Source organism: Enterobacter cloacae complex sp. ESBL7 (assembly GCF_041679625.1).
Classification (GTDB): Bacteria; Pseudomonadota; Gammaproteobacteria; order Enterobacterales; family Enterobacteriaceae; genus Enterobacter; species Enterobacter asburiae_B.
Map to the genome: position 1 here is coordinate 29,455 of NZ_JBGORN010000016.1, position 26,021 is coordinate 55,475.

33 protein-coding genes, 1 tRNA gene and 2 pseudogenes are annotated in these 26,021 nt (G+C 54.2%); 24 read left to right on the top strand and 12 right to left on the bottom strand.

What is annotated here, in order from left to right; translation table 11 throughout:
* Positions 1–19: 19 nt before the first annotated feature.
* The 7 genes from tssK to ACERY3_RS24310 form a co-directional block, all read right to left on the bottom strand.
* Positions 20–1,369 carry a type VI secretion system baseplate subunit TssK gene (gene tssK, locus ACERY3_RS24280; RefSeq protein WP_373226635.1) on the bottom strand — a complete coding sequence of 450 codons (1,350 nt, stop codon included), beginning with the start codon at positions 1,367–1,369 and terminating at the stop codon, positions 20–22.
* A 12-nt stretch (positions 1,370–1,381) separates the two neighbouring features.
* Positions 1,382–2,923 carry a type VI secretion system contractile sheath large subunit gene (gene tssC, locus ACERY3_RS24285; RefSeq protein WP_373226636.1) on the bottom strand — a complete coding sequence of 514 codons (1,542 nt, stop codon included), beginning with the start codon at positions 2,921–2,923 and terminating at the stop codon, positions 1,382–1,384.
* Between the two features lie 27 nt (positions 2,924–2,950).
* The gene (gene tssB / locus ACERY3_RS24290) at positions 2,951–3,445 is read right to left on the bottom strand and encodes a type VI secretion system contractile sheath small subunit (protein ID WP_373226637.1); all 495 of its coding nucleotides are present in this window, start codon (positions 3,443–3,445) and stop codon (positions 2,951–2,953) included.
* A 386-nt stretch (positions 3,446–3,831) separates the two neighbouring features.
* Positions 3,832–4,221, bottom strand: coding sequence for a hypothetical protein (locus ACERY3_RS24295; RefSeq protein WP_373226638.1), 390 nt, complete (start codon positions 4,219–4,221; stop codon positions 3,832–3,834).
* 109 nt (positions 4,222–4,330) lie between these two features.
* Positions 4,331–5,026: an aquaporin Z gene (aqpZ, locus tag ACERY3_RS24300; protein WP_373226673.1), complete on the bottom strand. Its 696-nt coding sequence runs from the start codon at positions 5,024–5,026 to the stop codon at positions 4,331–4,333.
* A gap of 386 nt (positions 5,027–5,412) precedes the next feature.
* Positions 5,413–7,203 carry a penicillin-binding protein activator gene (locus tag ACERY3_RS24305; protein ID WP_373226639.1) on the bottom strand — a complete coding sequence of 597 codons (1,791 nt, stop codon included), beginning with the start codon at positions 7,201–7,203 and terminating at the stop codon, positions 5,413–5,415.
* A gap of 61 nt (positions 7,204–7,264) precedes the next feature.
* The gene (locus tag ACERY3_RS24310; RefSeq protein ID WP_373226640.1) at positions 7,265–7,777 is read right to left on the bottom strand and encodes a hypothetical protein; all 513 of its coding nucleotides are present in this window, start codon (positions 7,775–7,777) and stop codon (positions 7,265–7,267) included.
* Between the two features lie 181 nt (positions 7,778–7,958).
* On the opposite strand from ACERY3_RS24310, the gene ACERY3_RS24315 reads away from it, so the two are divergent.
* The 3 genes and pseudogenes from ACERY3_RS24315 to ACERY3_RS24325 all read left to right on the top strand — a co-directional run.
* The gene (locus ACERY3_RS24315; protein ID WP_373226641.1) at positions 7,959–8,321 is read left to right on the top strand and encodes a lysozyme inhibitor LprI family protein; all 363 of its coding nucleotides are present in this window, start codon (positions 7,959–7,961) and stop codon (positions 8,319–8,321) included.
* Between the two features lie 225 nt (positions 8,322–8,546).
* Positions 8,547–9,044 (top strand): outer membrane beta-barrel protein, encoded by a 498-nt coding sequence (locus ACERY3_RS24320; RefSeq protein ID WP_373226642.1) that lies wholly within the window; start codon positions 8,547–8,549, stop codon positions 9,042–9,044.
* 875 nt (positions 9,045–9,919) lie between these two features.
* Positions 9,920–10,090 (top strand): annotated as a pseudogene (locus ACERY3_RS24325) (OmpA family protein); the annotation flags it as partial.
* A 256-nt stretch (positions 10,091–10,346) separates the two neighbouring features.
* Here the strand turns inward: ACERY3_RS24325 and ACERY3_RS24330 are convergent.
* From ACERY3_RS24330 to ACERY3_RS24340, 3 genes and pseudogenes are all read right to left on the bottom strand, one after another.
* Entirely contained in the window at positions 10,347–10,979 is a 633-nt protein-coding gene (locus tag ACERY3_RS24330; RefSeq protein ID WP_373226643.1) for a DNA-binding protein, read from the bottom strand.
* Between the two features lie 18 nt (positions 10,980–10,997).
* A complete protein-coding gene (locus ACERY3_RS24335; RefSeq protein WP_373226644.1) occupies positions 10,998–11,666 on the bottom strand; it encodes a DUF2913 family protein in 669 nt (222 codons plus the stop codon).
* 279 nt (positions 11,667–11,945) lie between these two features.
* Positions 11,946–12,494 (bottom strand): annotated as a pseudogene (locus tag ACERY3_RS24340) (tyrosine-type DNA invertase); the annotation flags it as partial.
* Between the two features lie 512 nt (positions 12,495–13,006).
* Between ACERY3_RS24340 and ACERY3_RS24345 the strand changes: the two are divergent.
* The gene (locus ACERY3_RS24345) at positions 13,007–13,852 is read left to right on the top strand and encodes a DUF3658 domain-containing protein (RefSeq protein ID WP_373226645.1); all 846 of its coding nucleotides are present in this window, start codon (positions 13,007–13,009) and stop codon (positions 13,850–13,852) included.
* A 657-nt stretch (positions 13,853–14,509) separates the two neighbouring features.
* Positions 14,510–14,911, top strand: coding sequence for a PD-(D/E)XK nuclease superfamily protein (locus tag ACERY3_RS24350; RefSeq protein WP_373226646.1), 402 nt, complete (start codon positions 14,510–14,512; stop codon positions 14,909–14,911).
* Between the two features lie 67 nt (positions 14,912–14,978).
* Here ACERY3_RS24350 and ACERY3_RS24355 read toward each other — a convergent pair whose 3' ends face one another.
* Positions 14,979–15,539, bottom strand: coding sequence for an inovirus-type Gp2 protein (locus ACERY3_RS24355; protein ID WP_373226647.1), 561 nt, complete (start codon positions 15,537–15,539; stop codon positions 14,979–14,981).
* A 237-nt stretch (positions 15,540–15,776) separates the two neighbouring features.
* Between ACERY3_RS24355 and ACERY3_RS24360 the strand changes: the two genes are divergently transcribed.
* From ACERY3_RS24360 to ACERY3_RS24450, 19 genes are all read left to right on the top strand, one after another.
* The gene (locus tag ACERY3_RS24360; protein WP_373226648.1) at positions 15,777–16,652 is read left to right on the top strand and encodes a GTPase family protein; all 876 of its coding nucleotides are present in this window, start codon (positions 15,777–15,779) and stop codon (positions 16,650–16,652) included.
* Between the two features lie 259 nt (positions 16,653–16,911).
* On the top strand, positions 16,912–17,625 hold the full coding sequence (locus ACERY3_RS24365) for a WYL domain-containing protein (RefSeq protein ID WP_373226649.1): 714 nt from the start codon (positions 16,912–16,914) through the stop codon (positions 17,623–17,625).
* Between the two features lies 1 nt (position 17,626).
* Positions 17,627–17,776 (top strand): hypothetical protein, encoded by a 150-nt coding sequence (locus ACERY3_RS24370; protein ID WP_373226650.1) that lies wholly within the window; start codon positions 17,627–17,629, stop codon positions 17,774–17,776.
* An 11-nt stretch (positions 17,777–17,787) separates the two neighbouring features.
* A complete protein-coding gene (locus tag ACERY3_RS24375; RefSeq protein ID WP_373226652.1) occupies positions 17,788–18,003 on the top strand; it encodes a transposase in 216 nt (71 codons plus the stop codon).
* Positions 18,004–18,052: 49 nt separating this feature from the next.
* Positions 18,053–19,000, top strand: a complete 948-nt coding sequence (locus ACERY3_RS24380; protein ID WP_373226653.1) for an Ivy family c-type lysozyme inhibitor — start codon at positions 18,053–18,055, stop codon at positions 18,998–19,000.
* 85 nt (positions 19,001–19,085) lie between these two features.
* Positions 19,086–19,319 (top strand): DUF905 domain-containing protein, encoded by a 234-nt coding sequence (locus ACERY3_RS24385; RefSeq protein WP_373226654.1) that lies wholly within the window; start codon positions 19,086–19,088, stop codon positions 19,317–19,319.
* A gap of 111 nt (positions 19,320–19,430) precedes the next feature.
* Positions 19,431–20,252, top strand: a complete 822-nt coding sequence (locus ACERY3_RS24390; protein WP_373226656.1) for a DUF932 domain-containing protein — start codon at positions 19,431–19,433, stop codon at positions 20,250–20,252.
* 80 nt (positions 20,253–20,332) lie between these two features.
* The gene (locus ACERY3_RS24395) at positions 20,333–20,803 is read left to right on the top strand and encodes an antirestriction protein (protein ID WP_373226658.1); all 471 of its coding nucleotides are present in this window, start codon (positions 20,333–20,335) and stop codon (positions 20,801–20,803) included.
* Between the two features lie 10 nt (positions 20,804–20,813).
* Entirely contained in the window at positions 20,814–21,047 is a 234-nt protein-coding gene (locus tag ACERY3_RS24400; RefSeq protein WP_373226660.1) for a hypothetical protein, read from the top strand.
* Positions 21,044–21,526 (top strand): DNA repair protein RadC, encoded by a 483-nt coding sequence (gene radC, locus ACERY3_RS24405; RefSeq protein ID WP_373226661.1) that lies wholly within the window; start codon positions 21,044–21,046, stop codon positions 21,524–21,526. Before ACERY3_RS24400 ends, radC begins: the two co-directional genes overlap by 4 nt.
* 14 nt (positions 21,527–21,540) lie before the next feature.
* Positions 21,541–21,762: a DUF987 domain-containing protein gene (locus ACERY3_RS24410; RefSeq protein ID WP_373226663.1), complete on the top strand. Its 222-nt coding sequence runs from the start codon at positions 21,541–21,543 to the stop codon at positions 21,760–21,762.
* 15 nt (positions 21,763–21,777) lie between these two features.
* Positions 21,778–22,422 (top strand): antitoxin of toxin-antitoxin stability system, encoded by a 645-nt coding sequence (locus ACERY3_RS24415; protein ID WP_373226664.1) that lies wholly within the window; start codon positions 21,778–21,780, stop codon positions 22,420–22,422.
* A 51-nt stretch (positions 22,423–22,473) separates the two neighbouring features.
* Positions 22,474–22,830 carry a type IV toxin-antitoxin system YeeU family antitoxin gene (locus tag ACERY3_RS24420; RefSeq protein WP_373226665.1) on the top strand — a complete coding sequence of 119 codons (357 nt, stop codon included), beginning with the start codon at positions 22,474–22,476 and terminating at the stop codon, positions 22,828–22,830.
* A gap of 51 nt (positions 22,831–22,881) precedes the next feature.
* On the top strand, positions 22,882–23,256 hold the full coding sequence (locus ACERY3_RS24425) for a TA system toxin CbtA family protein (protein ID WP_373226667.1): 375 nt from the start codon (positions 22,882–22,884) through the stop codon (positions 23,254–23,256).
* 96 nt (positions 23,257–23,352) lie between these two features.
* Positions 23,353–23,730, top strand: a complete 378-nt coding sequence (locus ACERY3_RS24430) for a TA system toxin CbtA family protein (protein ID WP_373226668.1) — start codon at positions 23,353–23,355, stop codon at positions 23,728–23,730.
* Complete coding sequence (locus tag ACERY3_RS24435) at positions 23,727–24,218, top strand: DUF5983 family protein (protein WP_373226669.1); 492 nt, start codon at positions 23,727–23,729, stop codon at positions 24,216–24,218. Before ACERY3_RS24430 ends, ACERY3_RS24435 begins: the two co-directional genes overlap by 4 nt.
* Positions 24,219–24,245: 27 nt before the next feature.
* Positions 24,246–24,599, top strand: coding sequence for a DUF5983 family protein (locus tag ACERY3_RS24440; RefSeq protein WP_373226670.1), 354 nt, complete (start codon positions 24,246–24,248; stop codon positions 24,597–24,599).
* Positions 24,600–24,635: 36 nt separating this feature from the next.
* Positions 24,636–24,839, top strand: a complete 204-nt coding sequence (locus ACERY3_RS24445) for a hypothetical protein (RefSeq protein WP_373226671.1) — start codon at positions 24,636–24,638, stop codon at positions 24,837–24,839.
* Between the two features lie 79 nt (positions 24,840–24,918).
* A complete protein-coding gene (locus tag ACERY3_RS24450; RefSeq protein WP_373226675.1) occupies positions 24,919–25,764 on the top strand; it encodes a DUF4942 domain-containing protein in 846 nt (281 codons plus the stop codon).
* 132 nt (positions 25,765–25,896) lie between these two features.
* Here the strand turns inward: ACERY3_RS24450 and ACERY3_RS24455 are convergent.
* A tRNA-Asp gene (locus ACERY3_RS24455) sits at positions 25,897–25,973 on the bottom strand.
* Between the last annotated feature and the right edge of the window lie 48 nt (positions 25,974–26,021).

The window sequence follows — 26,021 nt, forward strand, 5'->3', positions numbered from 1 at the left end:
TCGTCAATATCCACCCCACTCATGAACGCAGCACCGCAAACAGTTCAAGTTCCACATTGCCCAGCACCGCCGGGACGTAGAACAGACAAACGCCCTGCTCCAGCATGTCGCGGGCCATCGGGTTATCCATATCAAGGGCAAAATACTGATTTTCCATACGGACAGGCAGGGCCGCAGGCACCCGGGTAACCGGAACTAACGGGATCCCGTCGAGGGCCACACTGGATATCGTATTCACATCATCAGGGCTACCGGCCTTGCACAGATCGGGGAATTGTTCTGCCAGTTGCCAGAGCGGAATATCCGAGCGGACAGACAGCCAGAAATCCGCCTCTTCGCGCAGACGAATATCATGCAGCGTTGCCTTCCACGTATGGTCATCAGGCCGTGACATCTCCAGAACCACCACCCGTGACGGCAGGCTGGTTTCCAGTAACTCCGCAATCAGATCAAATAACGGTGGAAACGTTCGCGCCGGATCGTCGTGGTGATACTCCGGGATCACATCCGGATCGTGCTCCAGCGAGAACGTCAGCATGCTTCCGGCCAGGCGGGTCAGTTCAGCCCAGACCACCTCGGCCTGACGCTGTGGCTTCTGTTCATACCGGGTCAGCACGCGGGTATGAGAGTTCAGGGCATTGAGCAACCAGAACAGTGACACATCCGCTACCGCAAAATCAGCCAGACGGGCGTTACTTTCACGCCGCATGGACATCAGCCGGGCCCGTCGGGAGCGCAGTTGCCGGTTCAGTAATGACAGACGCTCACACATCGTCGCACTGGCAGAAAAAAGTGCGAGCGGCGGAATAAAATCCGGATCGCTGTGCCAGTGTCCCTGCTTATCCCGCACCAGTCGGGCTACCGGGCAGGTCTGCCATGCCGCATTGTCTTCATGCGCATACCGGATGGACAGATTTAAACGGGCGACCGCAATGGTTTCTTCTTCCTGACCAAACATATCCGGTACCGGGATCCACGCTTCACGAAAGCGCAACGGCTGACCGCTCATGGCCCCCTCTGTCTGCACGTTCACCCTCCCCGGCAGCATCAGGGGTAATCCCAGTAATACCGTTACCGAATCCCGCCCTGAAAGTGCCTGTTCGTCCAGTTCCCGGACATCCGGCCCCGGATCGATGTCCGGCACATCCACCAGCGTGCCATCCTGCAGCCAGAGACGCAGCGCAGTGAACTGAATACGCCCGAAAGAAAGCAGACGTTCATCCAGCTCAGCACGCTCAACGCCCCACGGGTACGGCGATGCCAGTGCTGACACACCCGCCCGAATAAAAGCGTCCATGGCCGACTGCTGCTGAAACTGCTGAGGGGACAGTAACACCCCCTCATTCCATAACGGACGAAAAATCTTCATGACATCAACCCGTTATGCTTTGGCTTTCGGCATCTTGCTGACGAGAGACAGATTGACGTCCATCCCCTCAACCTGGAAATGCGGGACCGCAAAGAGTTTCACGCGGAAGAAGCCCGGGTTGTCATCAATATCTTCCACCACCACTTTGCCTTCGCGCAGCGGGTGCGAAGCCTGCAGCGCATCGCCCGGATCGGTCATCTCGGTCACCAGGCCGCTCAGCCAGCGGTTCAGCTCCTGCTCCAGTACGCGACGATCTTTGGTGGTGCCGATGTTTTCGCGCTGGATCACCTTCAGGTAGTGCGCAATACGCGACATCAGGAAGATATACGGCAGGCGGGCGTTGATACGGCTGTTGGCCGTGGCGTCCGGGGTGTCATACAGCGCCGGTTTCTGCGTGGAGTTGGCAGAGAAGAAACAGGCGAAATCCTTGTTTTTATAGTAACTTAGTGGAATTAATCCCAGGTTTGAAAAATCAAACTCGCGGGTTTCGGAGATCATGATCTCAGACGGGATTTTTACCTGACTGCCGGTACCGAGATCGAACAGATGGATAGGCAGATCTTCCACGGCACCACCGGCCTGCGGGCCACGGATCTGCACACACCAGCCGTTGTTCGCGAAACTGCGGGCCATGTTGGCGGCAAAGGCGAAAGAGGCATTCGTCCACAGGTACTTGTCGTGGTCCGGGCCTTTGACTTCTTCCACGTAGTTGAAGCTGCGCACCGGGACGGTATCCGGACCGTACGGCAGGCGACCCAGCACGCGCGGCATCGTCAGGCCGATGTAGCGGGAATCATCGCTTTCCCTGAAGCTCTTCCATTTGATATACTCCGCACGATCGAAATAGTTGGTGACATCTTTTATCGCGGCCACTTCATCGATCGTATTTTTCATGAAGAACTTCGGACCCACCGAGCCAATGAACGGCATATGGGCGGCGGCGGCCACTTTGGAGATATTACGCAGCAGCGCGATATCCTGAGCACCGGCATCAAACTCGTACGCTGAAATCAGCGCCGCAATGGGCTCACCGCCGGGCTGGTCATATTCCGAGCAATACGCGTGCTGGTATAATCCGCTCTGGATGATTTCCGGCGCGTCCTCAAAATCTTCTCTTAATGATTCTTTAGATAAATCAAGTAATTCTACGCGAATATTTTTTCGGAAGTCAGTTTTAGCAACCAGGTGCTCCACGCCGCGCCAGAGACTTTCCACCTTCTGAAACTCCGGATGGTGCAGAATTTTGTCCAGGTCCTGGCTGAGCTGACGATCCAGTTCACCAATCATCTGATCCAGCAGGGCTTTATCCAGCTTATCGACTTTACGGGTACCGGACTGGCGCAGCTGCTCCAGAAAGACGCCCAGGGCAGCGGTCACGCGCTGATTCGCACCGGCCTCCGCCATATCGGCTTCATCTTTCCAGGCGCGGATATCGCTGAGCTGGTCCACAGGGGACAGGTTGATTTTTTTAAGTAATGACGCATAGACCCCGGCAGACGGTTCCTGCTCCAGGACTTCAGCCGCTGCGGCGGCGGTATTCTGTTCAACTGACATGATAGTGTTCTCGTGCAAATAGGGGGATCAGATGTCCTGTGGTGCCAGGGCGGCAATTTCAGCGCGCAGCTCGTCGCTCAGAGCGGGGTTGCGCAGGATGTCCAGCAGCTCACGGCGGAAGCCCGCGTCATCTAACAGATTGGCCCGTAAGTCTTTCAGCAGATTGCGCATCATCAGCATTGCCTGCAGCCTCGGCACCTGGCGGGCAACGTGCTCCGGGGTAAAATCCTTCATCTGGCGGAATGTCAGATTAATCTTCTCTTCCGTTTCTTCGCCGTCATGTGCATGCTTCACATCGAAGCTGACAGAAGGTGCGAACTCTGCCACCACCTGCTGAATATTCAGCTTATTGATATTGATCTTATTCCTTTCTGACAGCGGTGCCGTTTCCCGGCCATTGCTGAAGTCTCCGGCGACCACCATTTTCAGGGGGAGCTCAGACTGACGCTGCGCGGAACCAACGTGCAGGTCAAGCTTGAGATTAATTCGCGCTTTAGGTATTTCCGACTGATAGCTGCTCATGGCACATCCTTCGCGTTATTTGAGAATGATTAGAGAAGCGCGGATACTAGGAATGGGGGCGGGAGGAAATCAAATCGACAGGGAATTCCTCTGCTTTAAGCTATACGTGCGGAATATTATTTCACTTGGTTAATTTAGTGCATTTATTAACCGCCAGGAGGGGATTTATCTTGCTTCAACCAGCCTCCCGTTTGTTGTCGCTATGATTTTTTTGGTGAAATCAGAATAAAATCCAGGCAATTATGGCCCGTAATTAATCGTATTATCGTTTACGGCATCACGTTCTTTTTTTGCAACTAAATGTGAATTGCAGTTAATTGTGATCAGATTCAAATAAACCCAGACTTCCCGTGAGCACTTCCAGAACAGCAAATGCTCTCTTCACCTTACTTCTCTGCTGATCGTAACGGCACCTGAACAGGCGGCTCCAGCTGCTGTCGGAGCCTCACCGACATAATATCCGTACTGGTCAGATCGCCGATATCTCCGGCTACAGACTTATCACGCACCGCCCACAACTGTGCTTTTGCCATATCGCGTTGCATTTCGGCCCGCAGTAGCTGCTGACGTAACTGGAAATTTTTAACACGTAAGGATGCAAAACGCTTTTGAGCTTCCTGCAGATCACGGCGCAACGCAGCTTCAGCGGGTGAACATACAGTAGCAGCCGAGGACACTCCTGGAATGGCGCTATGCGGAGAACTGAAGGATAACGATGCGGCTGTCAGCAGCAACAGGCCACCACGAAGAGAAAGGTAAGGGACAGTGAAACTCATGAGCGCTCCCGGGAACTGGACGGCTTACAAGGGATATTGGCTTTTACCAGCGACTCACTATAAAAGAACATAGTTGCCACATCACCCGACGTGATGTGGCGATGACGAATCAGGCTTCCTGCCCTGCAGAAAACAGAACCTTGCCCAGCGTACCGCCAAGCAGGCCACCCACCAGCGGTGCCAGCCAGAACACCCACAACTGTGAAATGAACTCCCCACCCGCAAACAGCGCCACCGCCGTTGAACGAGCCGGGTTGACTGAGGTGTTGTCAACCGGGATAGAAATCAGGTGGATCAGCGTCAGACACAAACCAATCGCCAGTGGCGCAAAACCCGCAGGTGCACGTTGACGCGTGACGCCAGTAATGACCAGCACAAACATCCCCGTCAGCACCACTTCGATGAGAAGTACCGACATCAGCGGATAACCGCCAGGAGAATGCGGGCCAAAGCCATTGCTGGCAAATCCGGCATGAACATCAAAACCCGGGAGACCTGAAGCCACCAGATACAGCACACCCGCCCCCAGCAGACCACCAACCACCTGAGCAATCATGTACCCCGGCAGTTGCGATGCCGGAAAACGCCCGGCCGCCCACAGTCCCAGCGACACCGCCGGGTTAAAGTGTCCGCCGGAGATATGGCCGACGGCATACGCCATCGTCACCACCGTCAGACCAAAAGCCAGCGACACGCCCGCAAACCCAATCCCGAGGTCTGGTATGCCCGCCGCCAGCACCGCACTGCCACATCCTCCCAGTACCAGCCAGAAGGTGCCAAACACCTCGGACAGCGCCACTTTCATCATGTTATTGTTCATTTCCTTACGTTCCTTATATCTGACTGAGTTACGGTGATTTTTTCAATTATCCATAGCAGGATAATTAACATTCAGGAACGGGAGGCCCGTTTGTCAAATGACCAGTACGAATTTTTGACAGCGGATCCAGATACGACATTGATCTCTCCTCAGTGAATATCGCGTAACGACCCACATTCCGCTTCAGAAACCAGACCTGTCCACAATGAACATCACGAGAAAATAAATCACAGCAACGATGCCGATGGCCATCAGTATCTTTGAGAGCAGCATAACGTCCTCCAGAAAAATCGTGACGGGGTGCTTACCGGTCAGGTGTCCCAGCAACGTTGCGAAGCCGCCGCCCCCTGGCTAAGCCGACAAACGGGCGTTTACTCCACCGGCACAACCAGCCCTTTCAGGTAACGAAACCAGGGCAGTTCACGGGTAATCACACAGCCCGATGATGCGCTCAGTTCACCGGTATTCCCCTTCAGCGTAAAGCCCGGAGTCTGGCGCATCTGCGCATAGTGATTTGCCAGCGTCCAGGAATCTGCTCCCATGGCGAACAGGCGGGCCAGAAAATAGTCACGGCCCGTGGCGTTAAGTGCCCGTTGCTTCAGCCCCGGGTTGCTGTTCGCCAGTACCGGAATGTCGCTAAACTGCAGGCCTTCCATGTCCAGCCGATAATCCTGCCCGGCGGTGCCGCTGATGCTGCGGGAGCTGGCATACAGCATCGAGCCTGACTGGCTGCCGTTTCGCTCTGCAATCATTGGTTTGAGATATCCCATTTCTTCCGGCGTGGCGATGATATACACCGCATCCACACGACCCCGACGATAGCTTTCCGTCCCCTTGCGCGAAACAATAACCGGCGCCCCGGCCAGAGTGATACCGCGGTTCACACTGTTCTTCAGTGTCGCCAGTGAACCAAAACGCTGCTCCGGCACTGCACCACCGCCCTGTTTCTGCCACTCGTCAGCAAAAGCCCGGGCAACACGTTCGCTGATTTCGCTGCCGGGAAGCAGGAGCAGCGGAAAATGTTTCCCCTGCGCGCGGATATGCCGCGCCGCACTGCGGGCCTCATCTTCCGGCGAGAGCGCAAAATAGCAGATGTTATCCCGGCGGGCAGGATTTTCAGTCTGGTTCAGCGCCAGTACGTTCATCCTCGGGTTGCTGCTGAGCAGCTCCGCCACGTGATTTTTTAACAGCGGTCCCACAACCAGCGTGGCGCCGTCCTGCTGTGCCTGTGCCAGCAACTGTGGCACCGACATGGTTGTCGTGTCGTAGAGCAGAAGTTCTGAATTTATCCCTGACGCGGACGCTTTCCTTTCAGCCTCAAATCCCTGCTGAATCGCCCGACCAAAACGGGCCGCCGGACCACTCAGGGGGAGCATCAGGGCAATTTTACGCACCGATGCCGGACGAAAATTCATGTCGTTTACCAGTGCTGTGGGCAACTGTCTGGCCGCCGGATGCTGCGGCCAGCGAGTCTGCCAGGCGCTGACGGCGGCTTTCAGTCTGTCCGGCGTATCACGGTTATCAGACCAGGTATGGCGCAGTGCCAGCCAGCCCGGAAGTAATTTATCATCGTCAGCAGGCTGTACAGCATCAGCCTGCGCCGGCGTCATGGCAGTCAGCGCCTGCCAGGTCGCATCGATGTTTCGTTGCTTATCCTGTGTGGTGGTCAGCAGCGGAGCCTGTGTCATCAGCGCCCGCAGCAGTGCCAGGGAGGGGGTATCCTGCTGAGCGGTGACCATACTCCGCCAGTAACGCGCCAGCTGCGCCCTCTTAAGACCATCCGGACTGATTTTCGTCAGCCGCGTTTGTGCCCCCGTGAAATCTCCCTGAGCCAGTTTCAGCTCAACGGCAAGCAGTGACTGCTCCTGTTGCTGGGCATCATCCATTTCTGGCGGTAACTGACTGAAGAGGTCTGCGGCCTGCTGGTTTTTACCCTCCCTGAGGAAGGCGCGAATGGTGAGCAACTGCCAGCTGGTTTTACTGCTGCCCTGACTGTGCTGCATTCGCAGCTGCGCCTGTGCGGAGTCAGTCTGCACCGGACTTTCCAGAAGCGCAGCGCTCCGGTCTGCGGGACGAACGGCACAGCCGGTGAAAAACAGCGCCGCCGCAATCAGCGGAATACCATATAACGTTCTGGTACCATGAAAATCAGATAAACGCATCCCGGACTCCTCCCGGTTATTATTTCCATTCAACAGAATATCCGGACCATACGGGGCCGACTTATGCATCGTCGAACAGCGGCGCGAGAGCGGCCATCAGCAACTCGCGGGTCAGCACTTTCCCTTTGCCCGGCTTACGTTCGTCGCGGTGTATCGCCCAGTCGGCGGTGGATAACAGATGGCCGGGCATACAGAGCATGTATTTTTCGGTGCGGGGGTGACGACGGGGATTATCAACTACCAGAGAAACTTCACCTTTAAGCTGAATCCCCCCTTTCACGCTGTACAGCGCCTGCGGGGTGAAACCGGCCCAGTTGCGCCCACAGTGAAGGACGATAGCGGGGATGGTATATGCGCCCGCCGTCGCGGCTGGCACCCTTTCCCGCACGCTAATACTGACCTCATGTCCCTCCAGCCACGCCGTCAGGTTGTCTGCCAGGCGCTGCATCCGCTCACGAAACGTCCCGATATCCTGCAGCGTCTGCAACTGCCGTTGTTCACGGCTGGCACGCTGCCGCCTTCCGGTTACCGCGTTCATCTCATGCACTTTAGCTACCGCGCTTAATTCCGCCATTCTCAGCCCCCTTCTGCATCCTCACAGACAACCGCTCAGCTTTATACCTGGTGGAAGGCTTAACAACGGGGAAAAGTCACTGTCCAGACATATCAACAAACCGTAAATCAACCGGGTTGACGGCATAGGCCTCCCGTCAGGACACATACCGGATATCGGCACTGAATCAAGGGGAATTATCATGGCACCACGTTCACCGTTCGCTGAAGTCACCCGCATCGCTTTCGCCCTGCTGTTGCTGCTGTCCGGCTCCGTATCTGCCGCCAGCTTCAGCTGCAGCGGCGTCACCGCCCCCGATGAAAAGGCCATCTGCGCCGACCGGGAACTGGGGGAAAAGGATGTCAGAATGGCGACAACGTACGAGATGTTGAGAAAGGTCGTGCTGATGGGCGGACGCGGTGCGCTGCAGGATGAACAGACTGCCTGGCTGCAGAAACGTCAGCAGTGCGGCGACAATACCGTCTGCCTGTCGCATCTCTACGATGACCGCATTGATGAACTCAATGACCAGTATCAGCACATCACTGCATCACTCAATCGCTGAGGAAAGGATGAAGAAACCTGTAACAGAGCGGCGGGATTTACCGGTTCCGGAACATCACAGCTTTTTGTCGGGTCCGACATTGCGTGAACTCCGGGCTCGTCTGCAACGCGCATCCCAGTGCCATGGTCGCAGAAAATGACACCGCATCTGGACAAACCATCACTCCCGTGCCTATTGCTTATTTGTTAATACATTGTAATGCACTGATGAATAAGGATCCTGATTATGAAAAAACTGATGTTTGCCCTGCCGCTGCTGGCAGGTCTCGGTACCGTACATCCGGTGCTGGCGGCAATGGAGGGTAATGATATTATTTCTCTGGGCTATGCTCAGCAGCACAGTGACCGCGCGGGTACCCTGCACGGCTTTCGTCTGGGGGACAACCATTCCTTCGCGGATAACTGGGGGCTGAACACTTCGGCCTCATGGACCATGAAAGACGGCGGTGACAATGGTGAATCCAATCTTGTTTCCCTGCTGACCGGCCCGTCGTATCAGATTAGCGACATACTGGGTCTGTACGCTCAGGCGGGACCCGCATTCTTCCATGAAGATGAACTGGGTACCAAATGGGGTTACGGCTACGGTGCCGGATTCCAGATCACACCGCGCGAGGACATCAATATCACCGTGGGCTATGAAGGTTCAGATTTCAGCAGCGACCACACCAGCGGCAGTCTGGACACCAACGGCTGGAACCTCGGGGTTGGTTACCGTTTCTGACGGTGATGTCAGCGTGATGCCCGAAGCCGTCTGTCTCAATACGCAGGCTTCGGGCTGAACGGCACCACCGAATGCGAAACATTTGCAGAATATAAGAGCATCTCCCGAGGATTCATCAGCATACGACAGGACAGTGACCATGTTACACGACCTTTTTATTGCCGGTGTTGTTGGTTTATTTATTTTACTGATGGTGATATCTGTTTTCTTTTTGCTCATGAGTCTCGGCGAATAACAGGATTCCTGTCAGATATAGTCCTGACGGTTAGTTTAAAATATTCATCCATAACCCTTCCGGCGGAAATAATAATGAGTAATGACGACCTGACTAACGCGCTTAATGCAGTCAACTTTGCCCACCAGGTCTTTGCCTCTCCCTCCAGTCGGGAGGAGGAAGAACTTTGTCATTTATTAAGTGCAGTCCGGCAACGTCTTCAGGAGATGCATAGAGAGCGCAACGGGAGTTCTGCCCCGGAAAGTTGATGACTAATCTTCCCGGATAGTTACCTGTAAAATAATTTATTTGACGGACATCGCAGAATGATTATTTTATATTTTTATCTGCTGCCTTCCGTTCACAGACTCAGTCTGCGTTATTTCCTCATTAAGACTGAAATCATTCGCGTTGCCCGTATGGAGATATATGGGCTTTTTTATTTTTACCGGGAAATGCAATTTTTCGTTGTATTTAATGGTAATCACACAAGGTAACTAACGAATGGCATATCCACAAAATACACTCGGGTAATAAATTATCCTGTTGCGTGGAGAAAAGCCGACTGCAATAATCGCCAGTTCGCACCGTAGTCGATCATGATTTCGCGAATCGCTAATCGACGTTCCACGCGAAAACATGATAGAACAGAGCGGAATACGCATTAAAGCGCGCAGATGCCGTTGCGGAAGTCTGGGCCAAAGGTGCAAAAGTACCACGCAGCAATCTGACAACACAGGGGCCAGGCAAGAAATATCCCATTGCCAGTAACCAGACTGCCGAAGGTCGGGCCGAAAATCGCCGGGTTGCCATCGTCATTACCGAACCATAACACCGTATCTGCGGTCAGTGCTGATAACATGATTTCAGACCATCCATGGTTGTATTATTACCTGGTAATGCTCAGCATACTCAGGTGTTGCGGTGCCTGGTGCCTCCAGGTAAGCCGTTGGTCAGCCACCGCGGCTCGTGGTCTTTTAAGCAAATCCTTCGTTGAATTTACCGCTGTTTCACCCCGACGCTAGTGGGATCCACCGCAACATCCACACGCTCTCGCAGGCAGGTGGCATAAAGCAAGCACCAAAAAGTCACCCACCGACGGTAAGCCGATAAACCGGGATCCGGCGGGTCGTACCGGTGAGATTATCGGACGCCTCTGTTTCGGAGGTCGCGATCGCCATACCCGCTTTGCGAAGCCGCTGCACATCGGAGGCGATCCGCTGAATGCCGAACCAGAAGAGCCCGTCGAGTGCGGTGACCTGTAGCCCGCTCTCCAGCGCCAGCCTGAGCCGTTCGCGTGGTGCTTTCACGTCTTTCGCAATCTGCTGATAAGGTGAAGCAGTTTCGCCTGCGGGATCCAGACGCCGGATGCGGGTGACCATGCGGTACTGAAACTCGTCCGGTATTGCGCTGAGATCGGTTTGCAGGCTCCAGACGCAGCCAAAGCGCTTCCCGTTGAAAATCGCCTCTTTCTGATTAAGCTGCAGTTCATTGCGCAGGTCGGCGATCAACTGTGGCGTACGTATCAGCAGCAGCCGAAATGGCAGCTCAAAGCTGGTGACATAATCGACGTTCAGCAGGGCAATACGCAGACGTTCTGCCGCTCCGGCTTTCAGGTGTCGGCATTCTTCCAGCACATCCGCCCACTGCCGGGTCAGACGGGGCGTCTCGTCAGTACATGAGAACTGATATTTCTCGATCTGATAGTCAATTCGCCCCACGGTCATTTTCCCTTTGTGTCAACGTACGTTCACCCGCGATTCGGAGAGCGTTGCCGCAGCAAGCGCTTCAACCGAAGGCAGCAATGACAACAAACAGCAGCCAGCGTGTTGCTCCCGTATTGCATAACGCAGCGCCCGCGTATCAAGCGCATCGCCCACAACACGGGGATCACCAACGACGATAAATTCCACCGGCGCGGACTGCTTACCTTCTTCAGTAAAATGGCGCTGGAGTTCGGACTTTCTCACCAGTAGCGCGGATACGTCGGCGTATTCGGCATACAGCGACCCGGGCCCCCATTCCTCATCGGTAACCACCGCGTTCACCCAGCCCTGTGATCTGAGATATTCAATAGCATGGGTCAGACGGAATAAATCCGACTGCTGCGTCAGCGGCTCCGTGCAGGACTGGTGAAGGTATTCCAGCCGCTTTAACAATCCGGCGGCGGGACCTTTCTGGCGTCCGAGCCGAAGCAGGCTGTCGATATCCGGTGCCACTGAGCGTGGGAACCGACGTTGCTTTTGCGCATCAGCGAGCCAGCGTACTAAAAAGGTGTGAATGGTCAAAGACGACAGCGCCTGACCATCCTGCTGTACCAGCCGTAAGCCCACCAGCGCACACCATGCTAAATGGGCGAGATCGGCGAGGGATCCTTCGGGAGGTAATACGGTATGATTCTTTTTCATGCTGAAATTATAACGGGGTCACTGCTGGCGGCAAAGCAGGAACGTTGAGCATTCTGGCAGCAACCGCCGGGTAGTCTGGCTACCCGGCTTTTTATCAGTGAGTGGTTTTCCCCCAAACATCACCGTGGTTGAACGTAACAGAGCCCACAATGTATATCTCGCATGGCGGCATAATACGCTCAGTGCAAACGGGCACCGGGCAATAATCTTTCGTATCACACCGGCTACGGTATCGCGCATCATCCCGTATCGCTCACTCTCCTCACTCACCACCGCCAGTCGCTGCTTTTTCCAGGTCTGTGCAAAACGAGCCGCATTGCCCGCCGTGTAGTGTACGGTGTGGCGAATGTTACGATGCCCCAGGTAGTCCTGGATTAATCGCGTATCCATCCCCTGTTCGGCGAGTTCATAGCCACAGGCATGGCGCAGCATATGAGGGTGAACCCGCACCGCCAGTCCGGCCAGCAGCCCGTAATGCCGCAGTAGCTTGTACATATACTGACGGGTCAGATGTTTTCCCTTTGCGTTCGGGAAAAGCCACCCTTCGTTCGACAGCGGTCTGCGACTCATCCACTCACCCAGGAGCTGTCGCTCATCTGGCTGGAGTGGATGCACGGTACTGAAACCGTTCTTCAGCCGCCGGATAAAAATAGTCCCGCCCGCTAAATCGATATCCCGAACGGTAAGGCCAGGCAGTTCGCTGATCCGCAGTCCATGATAAAAACACATCAGGATCATGCACCGATCCCGCAAGCCGTTTTTTGTGCCTTCCGTCGCCTGTAGTATTAGCTCCGTTTCGTGCTGTGTCAGATAGAGCCTGCCTTTCACAATAATTTCCCACCGTTACCATTGTTTATTTTTCAGCCTTCGTTTAGGTAGTGTTTATTATTGTTAATTGAATGCAAATGCATAATGATTGCATAAATTACAGACCTACGGCTAACCGTGATATGCATCGCGGACTGATAAAAAAGATGAGGGATATGAAAAAACTGTGCTACCGCCAATGATGCTCTGCCTTATGCCCTCCCCGGGCAGATGTGTTGCATCCACACTTCTGCTCCATTTGACAATCGCCAGTCCCGTGCTGACGGTTAAAAAGCGACATTAAGACAATCGCATCCTGATGATTATTGCTTCAACTTTTCCCTTTGCCCGTATCCTGCGGGCATTTTTTATGTTGCTGTGACGGTCCCCAGGGGAGATACACCGTGATTTTGTCGTATCACCATGTCGGGTCTTTTCTGGATCCGCTGAGCTTTGACGGTAGTGCCGTGATTTGCCAGTATAACATCCCATGACAACAGGCTCTGGATCCCACCAGCGCGAGCAACTATCTGATGAAGGAACGTTTTCATTTGAGTCTGGCGCACAACAACACGATTTCGGAGGAACGACAAATGAAGACTCATATCCGACACGTATGTCAGGCTGGATCGGCCCTGATACGCCTCGAATCGCTGTTTGATACCTATATCAGGGATATCGCCGACGACTGCAGTATCGGTCCATTAACGGATGTCGATGCCGAATCTCCGCTTCAGCGCATCGCTTTCTGGCATGATTTCTTTACTCTGACCTGTGGTGATGCAGGAACGGACTGGACAACCTTGTTTCAGAGCGTCCATCAGCAGCTTCGTTCTCTGGGGGAAGGAACGGATGAAATCGTCATCTGGTCGGGGACGCATCCCGTCGAACAGCTGCTGCGCCGCCGTATTTACTGGTGGCTACGGGATGACACTGTCAAGGTGACTGAAGTGCTGGTCGGTTCTGGCGATCTGGAAAATCCCGAAGGGAGACACTACGTTGCGGTGGCACAAATCTCCACCGAACGACTTAAGTTGCTTTTTGCTGAGCGCCAGACCGCGCCCCCCGGTATTCGCCGCCAACTGGCTGATGAGTGGGGAAAACTACGTGACCAGGGGACAGGAATACTCATTATCGAAAATAACCGACTGGCAGAGCATCCCATCGAGTATTTCGACATCCGGCTGTTATCGATTGTCGGAGAGCAGCCAACCAGACTGGCCCACGCTATCGGACAGGCAATGTCGGAAACCGGCATGACCGACACATTCTGCAAATGGCGTTATGTCACGCTGATACAACGTGGTGAACTGGCGCTGATATCGGGCAATCTCCACGACGAATTCGACTCTGCGATAATTGGCAAACCTCGTGGGTAATGGAATAACAGCAACATACCTGGCAATTGATATCGCACCGCTCCCGGCAGGATGCTATCGACCGATCCCCATAAAGCAGGCAACGCTATGCGCCAGTTACCCACCATTTTGATAGCATCACTATTCTCAGCCACCGGACAGGGTGTCATGATGTTTTCGCCCCTACGGGGATTCACCGCAACAGTAAAACACACTGACGGCACACCGCCGGGTACTGGAGAACCCAGGGGATCTTTGTCAGCATGTTTTACTGTTGGCCTTCCGGTCGCTCCGGGTAACCCCTTCATCGCAGACCGGAAGGCAAAAACGGGAGCGGTCAGCGGGAATTAAACCCGCACTATTATTGAAGGCAAGGCTGACCGCTGAAGGTGCTACTGGACCTGATAACGGCGACTATTCGGCATTAGAGCCCAAATGAATTAGCATACGGAGGCTATCAATGGGAAATAAATATTTGCAACATCAAAAATATCATGTGACACATTTATTATCATGAAGTTACACAATTCGCACTCTATTAATAGTTACATCGAAACTATTTCCAGCGCCTGTAATGCCAACACGATAACCCTGTTTTAAACTTCATTCTGCTCTTGAAATCTGAACTCCAGCCCCAAGATCAAAAAAGATACAAATGAATAAGAAATGGAGAGAGGAATGTCCAGAGCGGAATTATTACGTGATATTGAAGCAATTGTATCAGGAGCGGGCTTTGAGTTGAATAACTCAGAAACCCCGATGACATTTAAGAAAAATGTCAGTTATTCAGGGTTGATTGCCGGTAAAAATGAAATAGCGCATTTTTTGTTATTCACTAACAGAGGAACGATTCAAATAACCGCCAAATGGCAGGAAGTGAACGGTACGGCAATAGAGAAATTAGGTCATACCGCCCTCGATGCACAGAACACACAACATCAACACTATTTTGTTGTCTGTGGTGGAGGTAAGCTGGTAACAAGGGCTATCGATTACTTAAATGACCGACAATCTTTAGCCCCACGCCTCAGGGCAATGCAGGTCAGAGAGTTGGAGTCTGCTCTCGAAGCTATTATTTAAAGCCCGAAGGGGCTTTTTTTGCCATGATGCATCGTCTTTTCTGAGCCGATTGTGCCTGGATTGATTATTAACCCGTAACCCCCGTCCTTGCTGTCGCGATAGGTGCCCGCATCGTCTGTACCTGTGCTCTTAACTGGTTAAAGGGCGTCGTGAAGGTTCCCCGGTCTGAGCGGTTCAGGATGATTGGCGTTATATTCGTTACGTCTTTACGATCTGCGCCAGTAACCATCAGCCATGCTTCCCTGAGCATTTCGCTTATCGCCTGTTGAGCGCTTTCATCGTGCCCTGTGTGACGACCAGCCCCCAGCGTATCGAAATTGAGCAGCAGCACCATCCTGCACTGTGGCGCACTGGCAGACTCCCATATCCAGCGTAACAGCGTTGGCGGTGAACTTCGGCGTGCCTGCTGGAGTTGCCACGCATATTCGCCAATCCGCTGCCAGACTTCGGTATGAAAACGCAGAATCAATGACCGGTAATCGGCCATACTTTCGCAGTACGGTAATCCCAGCGTAAAGCTGAATGCCGCCAGCCGGGGGTAATGATCAACAGCCTGTTGCAGAAAGGCGCGTGTATTTATCGTGTCTGCCAAATTGTCGGAAACGGTGGCGTGAGAATAAGGATTCATAAAGGCGCTCTCTTTGTTTCATGGATGAACACTATCGTGGCGTACAGGAGCGTGATGTCGCAGGTGTGCTGTTCATCATCGGTCCCATATCATTGCGTTCGCTCACCAGGACCGGGAACCTTCAGACCTTAATCAGGTTACAATCCAAATAATTTCAGACAGATATTATCTCCGTGAATCCCCCGCCTCCCTGACCGGTGCGCGGGGATTTTTTATTTTTCACGCTGAGAACCCTCTATGATTAAACCTCACGGCCTCCAGGCCCTGGAACAACCGCTGGCATCGCTTCCCGATACGCTTCGCCAGCTTATTCTTGAACGCATTCAGAACCTTACCCACTACGAGCCGGTGATTGGCATCATGGGGAAAAGTGGGGCAGGTAAGTCGTCACTCTGTAACGAACTCTTCCGGGGTGAGGTTTCCCCCGTCAGTGATGTGAACGCCTGTACCCGTGACGTACTGCGCTTCCGGCTGCGCAGCGGTCGGCACAGCCTGGTGATTGTTGATTTACCGGGTGTGGGAGAAAACGGACAGCGGGACCAGGAATACCGCGCCCTGTACCGGCGTATGCTGCCGGAGCTGGACCTGGTGCTGTGGGTCATTAAGGCCGACGACCGGGCGCTGTCGGTGGACGAGCAGTTCTGGCGCGGTGTGATGCAGCCTTACCAGCAGCAGGTGCTGTTCGTGCTGAACCAGGCCGACAAAATCGAACCCTGCCACGAATGGGATATCGTAACCAGCACGCCTTCAGTACAGCAACGGGCAAATCTTCAGGAAAAACAGGCCGCCATTACCGCAATATTTAAACCCTGTCATCCGGTCTGCGTGGTATCGGCTATGAGTGGCTGGGGAATTGAGGAGATGGTGGCAATCATGATGCGCTGTCTTCCGGACCGCGCTGCCAGCCCGGTGGCGACCCAACTGCACGGGAGGCTTTGCACGGAGCCGGTCAGGTCGCAGGCCCGTGACGGCTTCGGTGAGGCGGTGGGCCGGGTGTTCGATGCAGCTGAGTCATCGTCGTTCCTGCCCGCGCCGCTTAAAACGGTGATTCGCACCGTGCGTGATGCGGTGGTGTCGGTTGCGCGGACTGTATGGGACTGGATTTTCTTCTGAATGAGTAAAAGGTCGTCAGGTCTGTAGTGGATGACTCTGTTTATTCGCCGTCTGGCAGATGATTATTTCTCGGCAGACATAACCTGTCCTGACCAGAAAAAGATCCCACCAGTCATAAGCGCATCACCACTGCCGACAGTGCATCCACACGGCCTTTTCGCGCCAGACGCTTCGCTACGTATCACGGACACAACCTGTCAGTCTCATCCTTTACAGTAATACCTTCTTAATTAACCACTTACCGACACGGAGATAATACATGTCTCAGGCTGAGCGTCGTTATGACCGCCTGTCTGTCCGGCTGTCGCTGATTATCAGCCGTCTGCTCGCGGGTGAAACGCTGAATATGCGCAAACTGGCGGCGGAGTTTGGCGTCTCGGAGCGTACCCTGCATCGTGATTTCCGCGAGCGTCTGATTTATCTCGATCTCGAATATCAGGATGGCTGCTGCCGTCTGCTGACCGGGGGCCGTCAGGAGATCCGGGAGGAGGCAGCATTGCAGTTTGCCTTTCAGTCAGGCACTGGCGCGTTGTTTCCTGATATGGACCACCATCTGGTCAGTTCGTTGCTGAGTGGTCAGCGCGCCTCACCATGCCTTATCTGGCATCAGGGGGCATCCGTACCGTCTTCCCGCCCGGGCATCTTCACGCGACTGGTCAGGGCTGTGTCAGAACAGCGGAGGGTAACCCTGCTGGCTGACGGGTGCCGTTGCGACAGCCTTGCTCCCTACCGGCTGATTTTCAGCACTGGCGAGTGGTTTCTGGTGGGAGAACACCTCGGCCGGATGACCGTTTTTGCGCTGCACACCGTTCACTCTGTGACGTTTCACGCGGAAACCTTCACACCAGACGGGCATTTCACCCGCATTCTGTCACGCCCTGATTTTTTACAGGCGTTACCTCATTTCCGGTTCATTGGTGAAGTGCTGTCCGGCTTCGTCCCTGAACCACATCAACCCGCAACAGAAGGATAACATGATGAAAATAAGACGTATCACACCCCGCAACCCGACTTCCGGCAAACGCTGCCCGGACTGTGGCTCTCACGACACCATCCCCTGGGCTGATGGCTGGATGTGCCGGGACTGCGGGTGTGAATGGGGCAAAGACAACGGCTATCTGTAGAAGGTGGGGCAATGAGATTCTGGAAGACTGCCGGGAAACTTGCCGTTGAGGTGGCAAAAGACGCACTCAGCAGCGCACGTGAAGTGAAGGCGACACATGACCGCCTGGAAGACAAAAGTAGCGCTGAACTGAGAAAGATAACCACTGACGATGGTTTTTTCAGCAGCGCCACCACCACGGAAAAGTGTCTGGCACGCACCATTCTGCGTGACCGGGGCGACCGTTAATCACACCACAGGGCCGGAACAGGCCCTGTTTTTATTTCAGGAAACAAAAATGATGAAAAGGGTAAAACATTCCGTCAGTGCGAAATGGCTGGCGCTCGGCCTGCTTGTTGTGGTTAACAGCAGTTATGCTGCCTCCCGGGTGAAAACAGCGGCTCAGGCGATTCAGTGTCAGCCTGATACTCAGGAAAACGGCTACAACGGGACCTGTCCGTATCCTGCCGACCTTTACCGCGCCGACCCCGTCTGGAAAAAAGATATGGAATCGGCCTTACAGCAGGCGGGTATCCGCAATGTGCTGGGACCGGATGGCAGTCTGAACGGGCAGGAAGAGACGCTGGAGCCCGTCACCGTCGGTGGCAGGCAATGGCTTCAGGGTTCGCTGTGTGAGCAGGGAAACTGTGGCGACCATTACCTGCGCTTTTTGTATTCGCCGGGTACGCATCAGGTTCTTGGCTTCTACGTTGACGGTCAGGCTCGCTGGGTCGGGCAACCCTCTGCCGAAGAGGCGAAACTGCTGCGCGGCAATGCCGACGCCATCGCGGAGAAAACACCGTTACCGTCTGCCCTGCCCGCAGCACCTGCAGCGCCTGCGGACGGGGCACCGGCAGACACTATCTGGACCTTTAAGGGCGATGGCGGCAAATCGTTATGGCAGGTCTGTGGGGGTAAGAGCAGCAGTTGCACCATTATCGCCAACACGAAGTATTACGTTGCTGTGCTGAACCGTAAATCCGCGACGGGCTGTGCTTTCGGCGATTTTTATGTTGCCGCCCGCGATACCGCATCATGGCATCAGTACGATACCGGCACCTGCAGCCCGGATGCGTATATCCGCAAGGGCAGCATCAACAACGGTCAGTATCTGTCCGTCGATATCGGTATCAACGGGGTGCTGGTGAAGCAGTTCCCGATTGGTTACTGGTCAATGCGCAAGGAATTTTCCGGTAGCCGACGCCCGTCGTGGTCAAAGGTTAAGGAAAAAAATCAGCAGCACTGACCACCCGCGATAAAACCAGTCATCAGGCCATGTTCCTTCGGGAGCATGGCCTTTCTGTGTTATGCCATTCATCAGGAGTATTCACATGCCAGACGCTGACAATCTGCTGCTGTCCGACGGTCCCTTTACCCGCAGGCAGGCTGAAGCTATCGTGGCGGCGTACCAGAACATCACCATCGAAGACGACCAGGGTACGCATTTTCGTCTGGTCATTCGCGACAGCGAGGGAATGTTGATCTGGCGGGTATGGAATTTTGAATCCGACACCGGATTCTGGTTTAACCGCTACCTGCTCAGCCACGGTATTCCCAAAAGATAAATCATCACGGCCCCCCCCCTCATACCAGCCACAACCTCACAGGCCATGTTCCCCACAGGAGCATGGCTTTTTTGTTTATGCCGTAAAATCAACCAACGAAGGAAATTAACAATGCGACTCGCCAGCCGTTTTGGGCGGACAAACCAGATCCGCCGCGACCGACCGTTAACCCGCGAAGAACTGATACAGCATGTTCCCAGCGTTTTCAGCAAAGACAAACACGACTCCCGCTCTGAGCGCTATTGCTACATACCGACGATAACCCTGCTGGATAACCTGCAGCGCGAAGGATTTCACCCCTTTTTTGCCTGCCAGTCACGCGTTCGTGACCCTGAACGTCGGGAACACACTAAGCATCTGCTTCGCTTACGTCGGGCGGGCCAGATAAACGGTCAGCATGTACCTGAAATCATTATTCTTAACAGCCACGATGGGGCATCGAGTTTTCAGTTACTTCCAGGAATATTCCGCAGCGTATGTACAAACAGCCTTGTCTGCGGACAGTCGTTTGGCGAAATCAGAGTTCCGCATCGCGGCGATATTGTCGGGAAAGTGATTGAAGGTGCTTACGAAGTGCTCAGCGTCTTTGACCGGGTGGAAGAGAAGCGAGATGCCATGCAGTCGCTGCTGCTACCTCTATCAGCACAACACGCGCTGGCAAACGCCGCACTCCAGTACCGTTTTGGCGAAGAACACCAGCCGGTGACCGCCACACAGATCCTGACGCCGCGACGCAATGAAGATCGCCAGGACGACCTGTGGACCATTTATAACCGCATTCAGGAATCGTTGTTGAAAGGCGGCCTGCCCGGACGTACCGCACAGGGTAAACGTACCCATACCCGCGCTGTTAACGGGATTGACGGTGACGTAAAGCTCAACCGCGCGTTATGGGTGATGGCGGAGAACATGATGGATTTATTAAGCCAGTAGTCACCAGCACCACTCCACCAGCAATAAATTCTCACCCCGGTAGTTCCATTCAACATATTCATGCATAAGGAAAAACGCAAATGACCAACAATACATTGCCATTGTTCACACCATCAGAATCTGTTCCCATTGCTTATCAGCAGCAGATTACCGCCACACCGGTCGCCGATGAGCAGCGCATCGGCTTCTGGCCGCAGCACTTCGGCAGCATACCGCAGTGGATAATTCTTGAGCCGACTGTCTTCGCGTGGATGGACCGCTTCTGCGCGGACTACCGTGGTGGAATCTGGAATTTTTATACGCTCAGCAACGGCGGCGCATTTATGGTCCCGGAAGCGGACAGTAATGAGCCGTGGTCGCTGTTCAACACGATGAACGGTAACGGCGGTGAACTCAGCACCGAGGCCGTCGGAATTGCCGTCTGTCTGATAGCGTACAGCCACCACGCCATGCGCACCGAATGCGACGCCATGACGGAGCACTGCTACCGCCTGCGGGACTACGCACTTAACCACGCGGAATGCAACACCATCATGCGCATTATCGACTGAGCGTTCCGCCATGCCGTATGAACTGTCTCACCTTAATGCTCTGTGGGATGCGCTGGGGAAAACAATGGTCAGGGATGAGGACGGTGACCGTGTGACCGACGAACCCTTCCTGCATTTCCCGACAGGCACCTCTCTCTTCCATATCTGGTCATGGTTTGAATCCCTGCACGACGAGTTCGTCGTTGCCGTGAAACTGTACAACACATCCATCCCGGACGCGTCAACTGACAGGAAAAGCAAATGAATATCACCACTTGTCCCTCCGGCAGCGGGGAAATATCTCCCACTGCACAGCGCACCATCAGACGCGCACTGACCTTACTGGAACGCCAGTTACGCGAACCCGGCGCGTCATTTACCTCCAGTCATGCGGTCCGCGACTGGCTTCGTCTGCAGCTTGCCGCGCTGGAGCGCGAAGAATTTACCGCCCTCTTCCTCGATAACCAGCATCGCCTGATAGCCCACGAAACGCTCTTTACCGGCACCATCAATCATACGCAGGTCCATCCCCGCGAGGTCGTAAAAGCCGGTCTGAAACATAACTGCGCCGCTGTCATTGTGGCCCATTGCCACCCATCAGGACTCGCCGAACCCAGCAAGGCCGATCGTCAGGTCACCACGCGTATACAGCAGGCGCTGGACCTGGTGGATATTCGTCTTCTGGATCACCTGGTGGTCGGCGGCATGGAAATAGTTTCGTTTTCTGAGAGAGGCTGGCTTTAAGGAGAAAAATAGCGATGAAGATTATCAGTAAACGTCAGGCGATGGCGATATACCGTCAGCATCCGCAGTCCCGGCTGTTTCGCTTTTGCACCGGTAAATACACATGGTCCGGCAGCATCTGCCACTACGCCGGTCGGGAAGTGCAGGATATCAGCGGTGTACTGGCCGTCTTCGCAGAACGCAGTCAGGACCGCAACGGGCCGTATGTCATCCTGCGCAGCGTCACGCTAAACTGAGTAAGGAAAATACCCGTGAGCAAAATTATCTCCACCACCGTGTATACGCTGGATGAACTCTCTGCCACCGCCCGTGAAAAGGCGCGTACCTGGTATCGTGAGAAGGCGCTGAACGATGACTGGTATCAGAACGTGTTTGACGAGTTCACCGGCATCTGCAACATCCTGGGCGTGGATATTAAGCTGTACAGGATCCCTCTGCTGTCTGGCGGCAGCCGTCAGCACCACTGCATCTGGTTCAGCGGTTTTTGCCATCAGGGAAGCGGTGCTGCTTTCGAGGGGGATTACACCTGGCAGCCGCAGGCCGTATACCGGCTCAGGGAACGCTATCCGGGAGGCGCAGACCTTCACCAGATAGCCGATTCACTGCAGGCTATCCAGTTACACAACGACGGTCAGCTTCGCGCCAGTATACGCCATCATGGACGGTACTGCCATGAAAATGACATGACCATTACGGTCGAACGCCACAGCCCCTCCGGGCAGGACATGACCGCAGACAGTGAAGACGCCGTAACTGAAGCCATTCGGGAGCTGGCACGCTGGTTATATGACTGGCTGGAAAGCGATTACGAATGGCGGACTTCTGATGTCGTAACAGACCAGTCCATCCGTACCGCTCAATACACCTTCACCGAATCCGGCCAGCGCTTCGGCTGAACGACATCATCTTTAACCTTTCCTTAATCCATTTTTTAGCGAGGCTTAACCATGCCAGATATCCCTGCCACAAATGACAATATGGACGCGCCGCGCTGGGGTCTTCAGCGCAATATCACCCCCTGTTTTGGCGCCCGACTGGTGCAGGAAGGGAACCGGCTGCACTATCTTGCTGACCGCGCCAGTATCACCGGACAGTTCAGCGACGCGGATTTACGCCATCTGGATCAGGCGTTTCCGGTGCTGTTGAAACAACTGGAACTGATGCTGGTTTCCGGTGAACTCAATCCCTGCCATCAGCACTGTGTCACGCTCTACGCAAAAGGTCTGACCTGCGAGGCCGACAGCCTCGCTTCGCACGGGTACGTCTATATCACGATTTATCCGACACCAGCCACAACCGCATAAGCCTTCTTACGACTTACCCTCGTTCTTACCCATCAACAAAGAGATCCCACGATGAGAATTTATCCTGTATCCGCAAAACGGGCCGCTGAGATTGAGCGGTTAACCCATAAATCACCGATTTACGTGTGGCAGCGCCTCCTGACATATCTGCTGGAGCGTCACTACGGCCTTACGCTCAACGACACGCCATTTAGCGATGACGGTGCCATTCAGGAATGCATTGACGCCGGTGATGCTCTGGTTGACGCCCTGAACAAGGTCGTTGAAGACTTTGACCTGGAGCGCACTGATAATCGGGGAAAATCGCTCCTGTCCGGCTCGCCACTGCTCACGACAGCAGATATCCGGAATGCTCAAAACGCGATGGGTCTGGAAGGCAGCAACAACACCCTCATCATCAGCGGACAGTCGTCATCCGGCCGCTAACTCCCCCATAACACCTTCGTCAGGTACAGGCGATCCGCCACGCCAGTATCCGTTGTCGTAACGTCTGGCGATTCTTTATTAACCGGAGTAAACCTAATGCAAACCCAACCACTATCCTCAACGCAGGAGGCTACACCACACCCGTCACCGGTGGAGATCTGGCAACGGCTTCTGAGCCACCTGTTGGACCGTCACTACGGTCTGACGCTTAACGACACGCCGTTTGGCAACGACGGTGTGATTCAGGAGCATATCGACGCCGGTATATCACTGTGCGACGCCATGAATTTTATTGTGGAGAAGTACGATCTGGTGCGCATCGATCGTCACGGTTTCAGTACAGAAACACAGTCGCCGCTTCTCACCAGTATCGATATTCTCCGCGCCCGAAAAGCCATCGGACTGATGACCCGCAACGATTACAGAACGGTGACCGACATCACCACCGGTAAATACCGTGGGGGGCATCGATGAAGTTATCCCTGACCGTAGAAGCCGATACCATTAACGTACTGGCCCTGAATGCGGGCCGGATCGCTGTAGATATTGACGGTATTGAATTGGCCGACCTGATTAATGTGGTCTGCGACAACGGCTGCATGCTGCGGATCGCCGATGAACCGGGTAAGGCAATCGTTGAATCCCCCCTGCCGCCCTTTACGTCATTACCGGGGATATGCTGCAGCACCGCGCACATCACGGCGGAAGACAATGCGCTGCTGTATACACTGTCGCACCAGGATATTGATTTCGGCGAGTCTGAATGGATCCATTTTTCTGGCTCCGGCTATCTGATCCGCTTGGAGGCGTGGTCGTTTCCGGTCTTACGCCTCAAACGTCTCGGCCTGTCGAAAGCCTGCCGCCGCCTGGTGGTGACGCTCATGCGTCGCTACGCCATTGGTATTATTCACCTGGATGCCTTTGGTGAATTACTGCCAGGCTTTGCCACCTTCGACTGGTAGCCAACGAACAGTAGGACAAACAACATCATGATATTAACCACGACTATCCACGTACCCGCTATCAGCTCCGTGCCGCTGGCACCATCCGTATGCCTGCCGGGCATATGCTGCAGTACCGCGCATATTACCCTGGAAGACAGCAGGCGACTGGAACAGGCATCATCACCCGCCACTGAATGCGGTCACTGCGACTGGATACACGATACCGGCTACGGATATTTACTCCGGCTCAATGCCCGATATCACCCGGCGCTGCATCTGAAAGCGATTGGGCTCTCAGGAGCCTGCCGCCGTCTGGTCGTCACGCTGATGCAACGCTATGGCATCCACATCCTGCACCTGGATGCGGATGGAGACCCTGCCCGACTTTGCCACTTTTGACTGGTAATCCAGCCTCAACCACCACAAGGAGCTCTGATGCCAGAATTAACCACCGAAGCGGCTCTCAACATTCTGATTAGCTGGCTGCAGGACAACATCGATTGTGACAGCGAGATCATCTTCGACAACGACGAAGACAACACCGACTCAGCAGCACTGTTGCCCTGGATTGAACAGGCGCTCAAAGATGTTCGCGATCTCCGCCATCTGCAGCTTCTGCAACAGGCAAGAACAGATTAGCCCCGAGCCAGACTTATCACACGCACATAAGCGCCAGTCCTCACCGACTGGCGCTTTGCTTTATATAAGGACAGAAATGATGTCAGAACTGACTCTCACCGAACCCGAAGTACTAACCGACCATACCGACGTGATTTGCTCCACCAGCATTGAGCGCATCGTCACCGGACGTAATGCCGCGCTGGCGCAGATTGAAGTGCTCATGCAACAACTTAGCGATATTTCGACGCTGACCCGCAGTATCGGCGGAAAAACCGCGCTGGACTGGGCGATGAAGCAGGATTTCCGTTGCGGCTGCTGGCTGATGGAGAAACCAGAAGCGGCAATGAAAGCCATTACCCGCAATCTCGATCGCGGTATATGGCGTGATTTAATGAAAAAGTCGGGGATGCTTAGCCTGATGGATGCTCAGGCGCGTGACGAGTGGTACAACAGTCTGGAAAAGGAGGATATTCCGGCTGTCAGTGAAGCCAATATCCTGAGCACGTTCGAGCAATTACATCTGAATAAAGGCGAGGTGTTTGAGCGCGGAGTGATAAATGTGTTCAAAGGGCTGTCCTGGGATTTCAAGACAAACTCGCCCTGCAAGTTTGGTGCGAAAATTATCGTCACAGGGCTGGTCAAGTTCGACCGATGGGGATTTGGGCTTAACTGGGGCTGGCAGCGTGATCGCCTGGCAGACCTTGAGCGCATGCTGTATTTGCTGGATGGCAAGCCGGTTCCCGATAACCGCGCTGATGTTACTCGTCGTCTCAGTGACCATATCCATGCTAACCGGCACGATACCCGTTACGAGGACAAGATGTTTGCGATTAAATATTTTCAGAAGGGAACGGCGCACATCGTATTCAAGCGGCCCGAACTGGTCGATAAACTGAATGACATCATCGCCCGACACTATCCGGGAGCACTGGCAGCAAGATGAAAGGAGAGCGAGTTGTCCGATGCTTTCTCAGGTAAGCCAGCTCAAGCCGGAGGACAATGGCATACTGGATGGCATACCGAAAAATACAGATACAAAAAAGGCCATGCTAATCAATAGCATGGCCTCGAATAGTGGCGGAACGGACGGGACTCGAACCCGCGACCCCCTGCGTGACAGGCAGGTATTCTAACCGACTGAACTACCGCTCCACCGAAGACTGCTGTAACCACCGGATTTATGCACCGGCTTACTACTTA

Excerpts from the sequence above, each read along its gene's own strand:
- tssK (WP_373226635.1), bottom strand. The coding sequence starts at position 1,369 with ATGAAGATTTTTCGTCCGTTATGGAATGAGGGGGTGTTACTGTCCCCT.
- tssC (WP_373226636.1), bottom strand. The coding sequence starts at position 2,923 with ATGTCAGTTGAACAGAATACCGCCGCCGCAGCGGCTGAAGTCCTGGAG.
- tssB (WP_373226637.1), bottom strand. The coding sequence starts at position 3,445 with ATGAGCAGCTATCAGTCGGAAATACCTAAAGCGCGAATTAATCTCAAG.
- ACERY3_RS24295 (WP_373226638.1), bottom strand. The coding sequence starts at position 4,221 with ATGAGTTTCACTGTCCCTTACCTTTCTCTTCGTGGTGGCCTGTTGCTG.
- aqpZ (WP_373226673.1), bottom strand. The coding sequence starts at position 5,026 with ATGAAAGTGGCGCTGTCCGAGGTGTTTGGCACCTTCTGGCTGGTACTG.
- ACERY3_RS24305 (WP_373226639.1), bottom strand. The coding sequence starts at position 7,203 with ATGCGTTTATCTGATTTTCATGGTACCAGAACGTTATATGGTATTCCG.
- ACERY3_RS24310 (WP_373226640.1), bottom strand. The coding sequence starts at position 7,777 with ATGGCGGAATTAAGCGCGGTAGCTAAAGTGCATGAGATGAACGCGGTA.
- ACERY3_RS24315 (WP_373226641.1), top strand. The coding sequence starts at position 7,959 with ATGGCACCACGTTCACCGTTCGCTGAAGTCACCCGCATCGCTTTCGCC.
- ACERY3_RS24320 (WP_373226642.1), top strand. The coding sequence starts at position 8,547 with ATGAAAAAACTGATGTTTGCCCTGCCGCTGCTGGCAGGTCTCGGTACC.
- ACERY3_RS24335 (WP_373226644.1), bottom strand. The coding sequence starts at position 11,666 with ATGAAAAAGAATCATACCGTATTACCTCCCGAAGGATCCCTCGCCGAT.
- ACERY3_RS24345 (WP_373226645.1), top strand. The coding sequence starts at position 13,007 with ATGAAGGAACGTTTTCATTTGAGTCTGGCGCACAACAACACGATTTCG.
- ACERY3_RS24350 (WP_373226646.1), top strand. The coding sequence starts at position 14,510 with ATGTCCAGAGCGGAATTATTACGTGATATTGAAGCAATTGTATCAGGA.
- ACERY3_RS24355 (WP_373226647.1), bottom strand. The coding sequence starts at position 15,539 with ATGAATCCTTATTCTCACGCCACCGTTTCCGACAATTTGGCAGACACG.
- ACERY3_RS24360 (WP_373226648.1), top strand. The coding sequence starts at position 15,777 with ATGATTAAACCTCACGGCCTCCAGGCCCTGGAACAACCGCTGGCATCG.
- ACERY3_RS24365 (WP_373226649.1), top strand. The coding sequence starts at position 16,912 with ATGTCTCAGGCTGAGCGTCGTTATGACCGCCTGTCTGTCCGGCTGTCG.
- ACERY3_RS24370 (WP_373226650.1), top strand. The coding sequence starts at position 17,627 with ATGATGAAAATAAGACGTATCACACCCCGCAACCCGACTTCCGGCAAA.
- ACERY3_RS24375 (WP_373226652.1), top strand. The coding sequence starts at position 17,788 with ATGAGATTCTGGAAGACTGCCGGGAAACTTGCCGTTGAGGTGGCAAAA.
- ACERY3_RS24380 (WP_373226653.1), top strand. The coding sequence starts at position 18,053 with ATGATGAAAAGGGTAAAACATTCCGTCAGTGCGAAATGGCTGGCGCTC.
- ACERY3_RS24385 (WP_373226654.1), top strand. The coding sequence starts at position 19,086 with ATGCCAGACGCTGACAATCTGCTGCTGTCCGACGGTCCCTTTACCCGC.
- ACERY3_RS24390 (WP_373226656.1), top strand. The coding sequence starts at position 19,431 with ATGCGACTCGCCAGCCGTTTTGGGCGGACAAACCAGATCCGCCGCGAC.
- ACERY3_RS24395 (WP_373226658.1), top strand. The coding sequence starts at position 20,333 with ATGACCAACAATACATTGCCATTGTTCACACCATCAGAATCTGTTCCC.
- ACERY3_RS24400 (WP_373226660.1), top strand. The coding sequence starts at position 20,814 with ATGCCGTATGAACTGTCTCACCTTAATGCTCTGTGGGATGCGCTGGGG.
- radC (WP_373226661.1), top strand. The coding sequence starts at position 21,044 with ATGAATATCACCACTTGTCCCTCCGGCAGCGGGGAAATATCTCCCACT.
- ACERY3_RS24410 (WP_373226663.1), top strand. The coding sequence starts at position 21,541 with ATGAAGATTATCAGTAAACGTCAGGCGATGGCGATATACCGTCAGCAT.
- ACERY3_RS24420 (WP_373226665.1), top strand. The coding sequence starts at position 22,474 with ATGCCAGATATCCCTGCCACAAATGACAATATGGACGCGCCGCGCTGG.
- ACERY3_RS24425 (WP_373226667.1), top strand. The coding sequence starts at position 22,882 with ATGAGAATTTATCCTGTATCCGCAAAACGGGCCGCTGAGATTGAGCGG.
- ACERY3_RS24430 (WP_373226668.1), top strand. The coding sequence starts at position 23,353 with ATGCAAACCCAACCACTATCCTCAACGCAGGAGGCTACACCACACCCG.
- ACERY3_RS24435 (WP_373226669.1), top strand. The coding sequence starts at position 23,727 with ATGAAGTTATCCCTGACCGTAGAAGCCGATACCATTAACGTACTGGCC.
- ACERY3_RS24440 (WP_373226670.1), top strand. The coding sequence starts at position 24,246 with ATGATATTAACCACGACTATCCACGTACCCGCTATCAGCTCCGTGCCG.
- ACERY3_RS24445 (WP_373226671.1), top strand. The coding sequence starts at position 24,636 with ATGCCAGAATTAACCACCGAAGCGGCTCTCAACATTCTGATTAGCTGG.
- ACERY3_RS24450 (WP_373226675.1), top strand. The coding sequence starts at position 24,919 with ATGTCAGAACTGACTCTCACCGAACCCGAAGTACTAACCGACCATACC.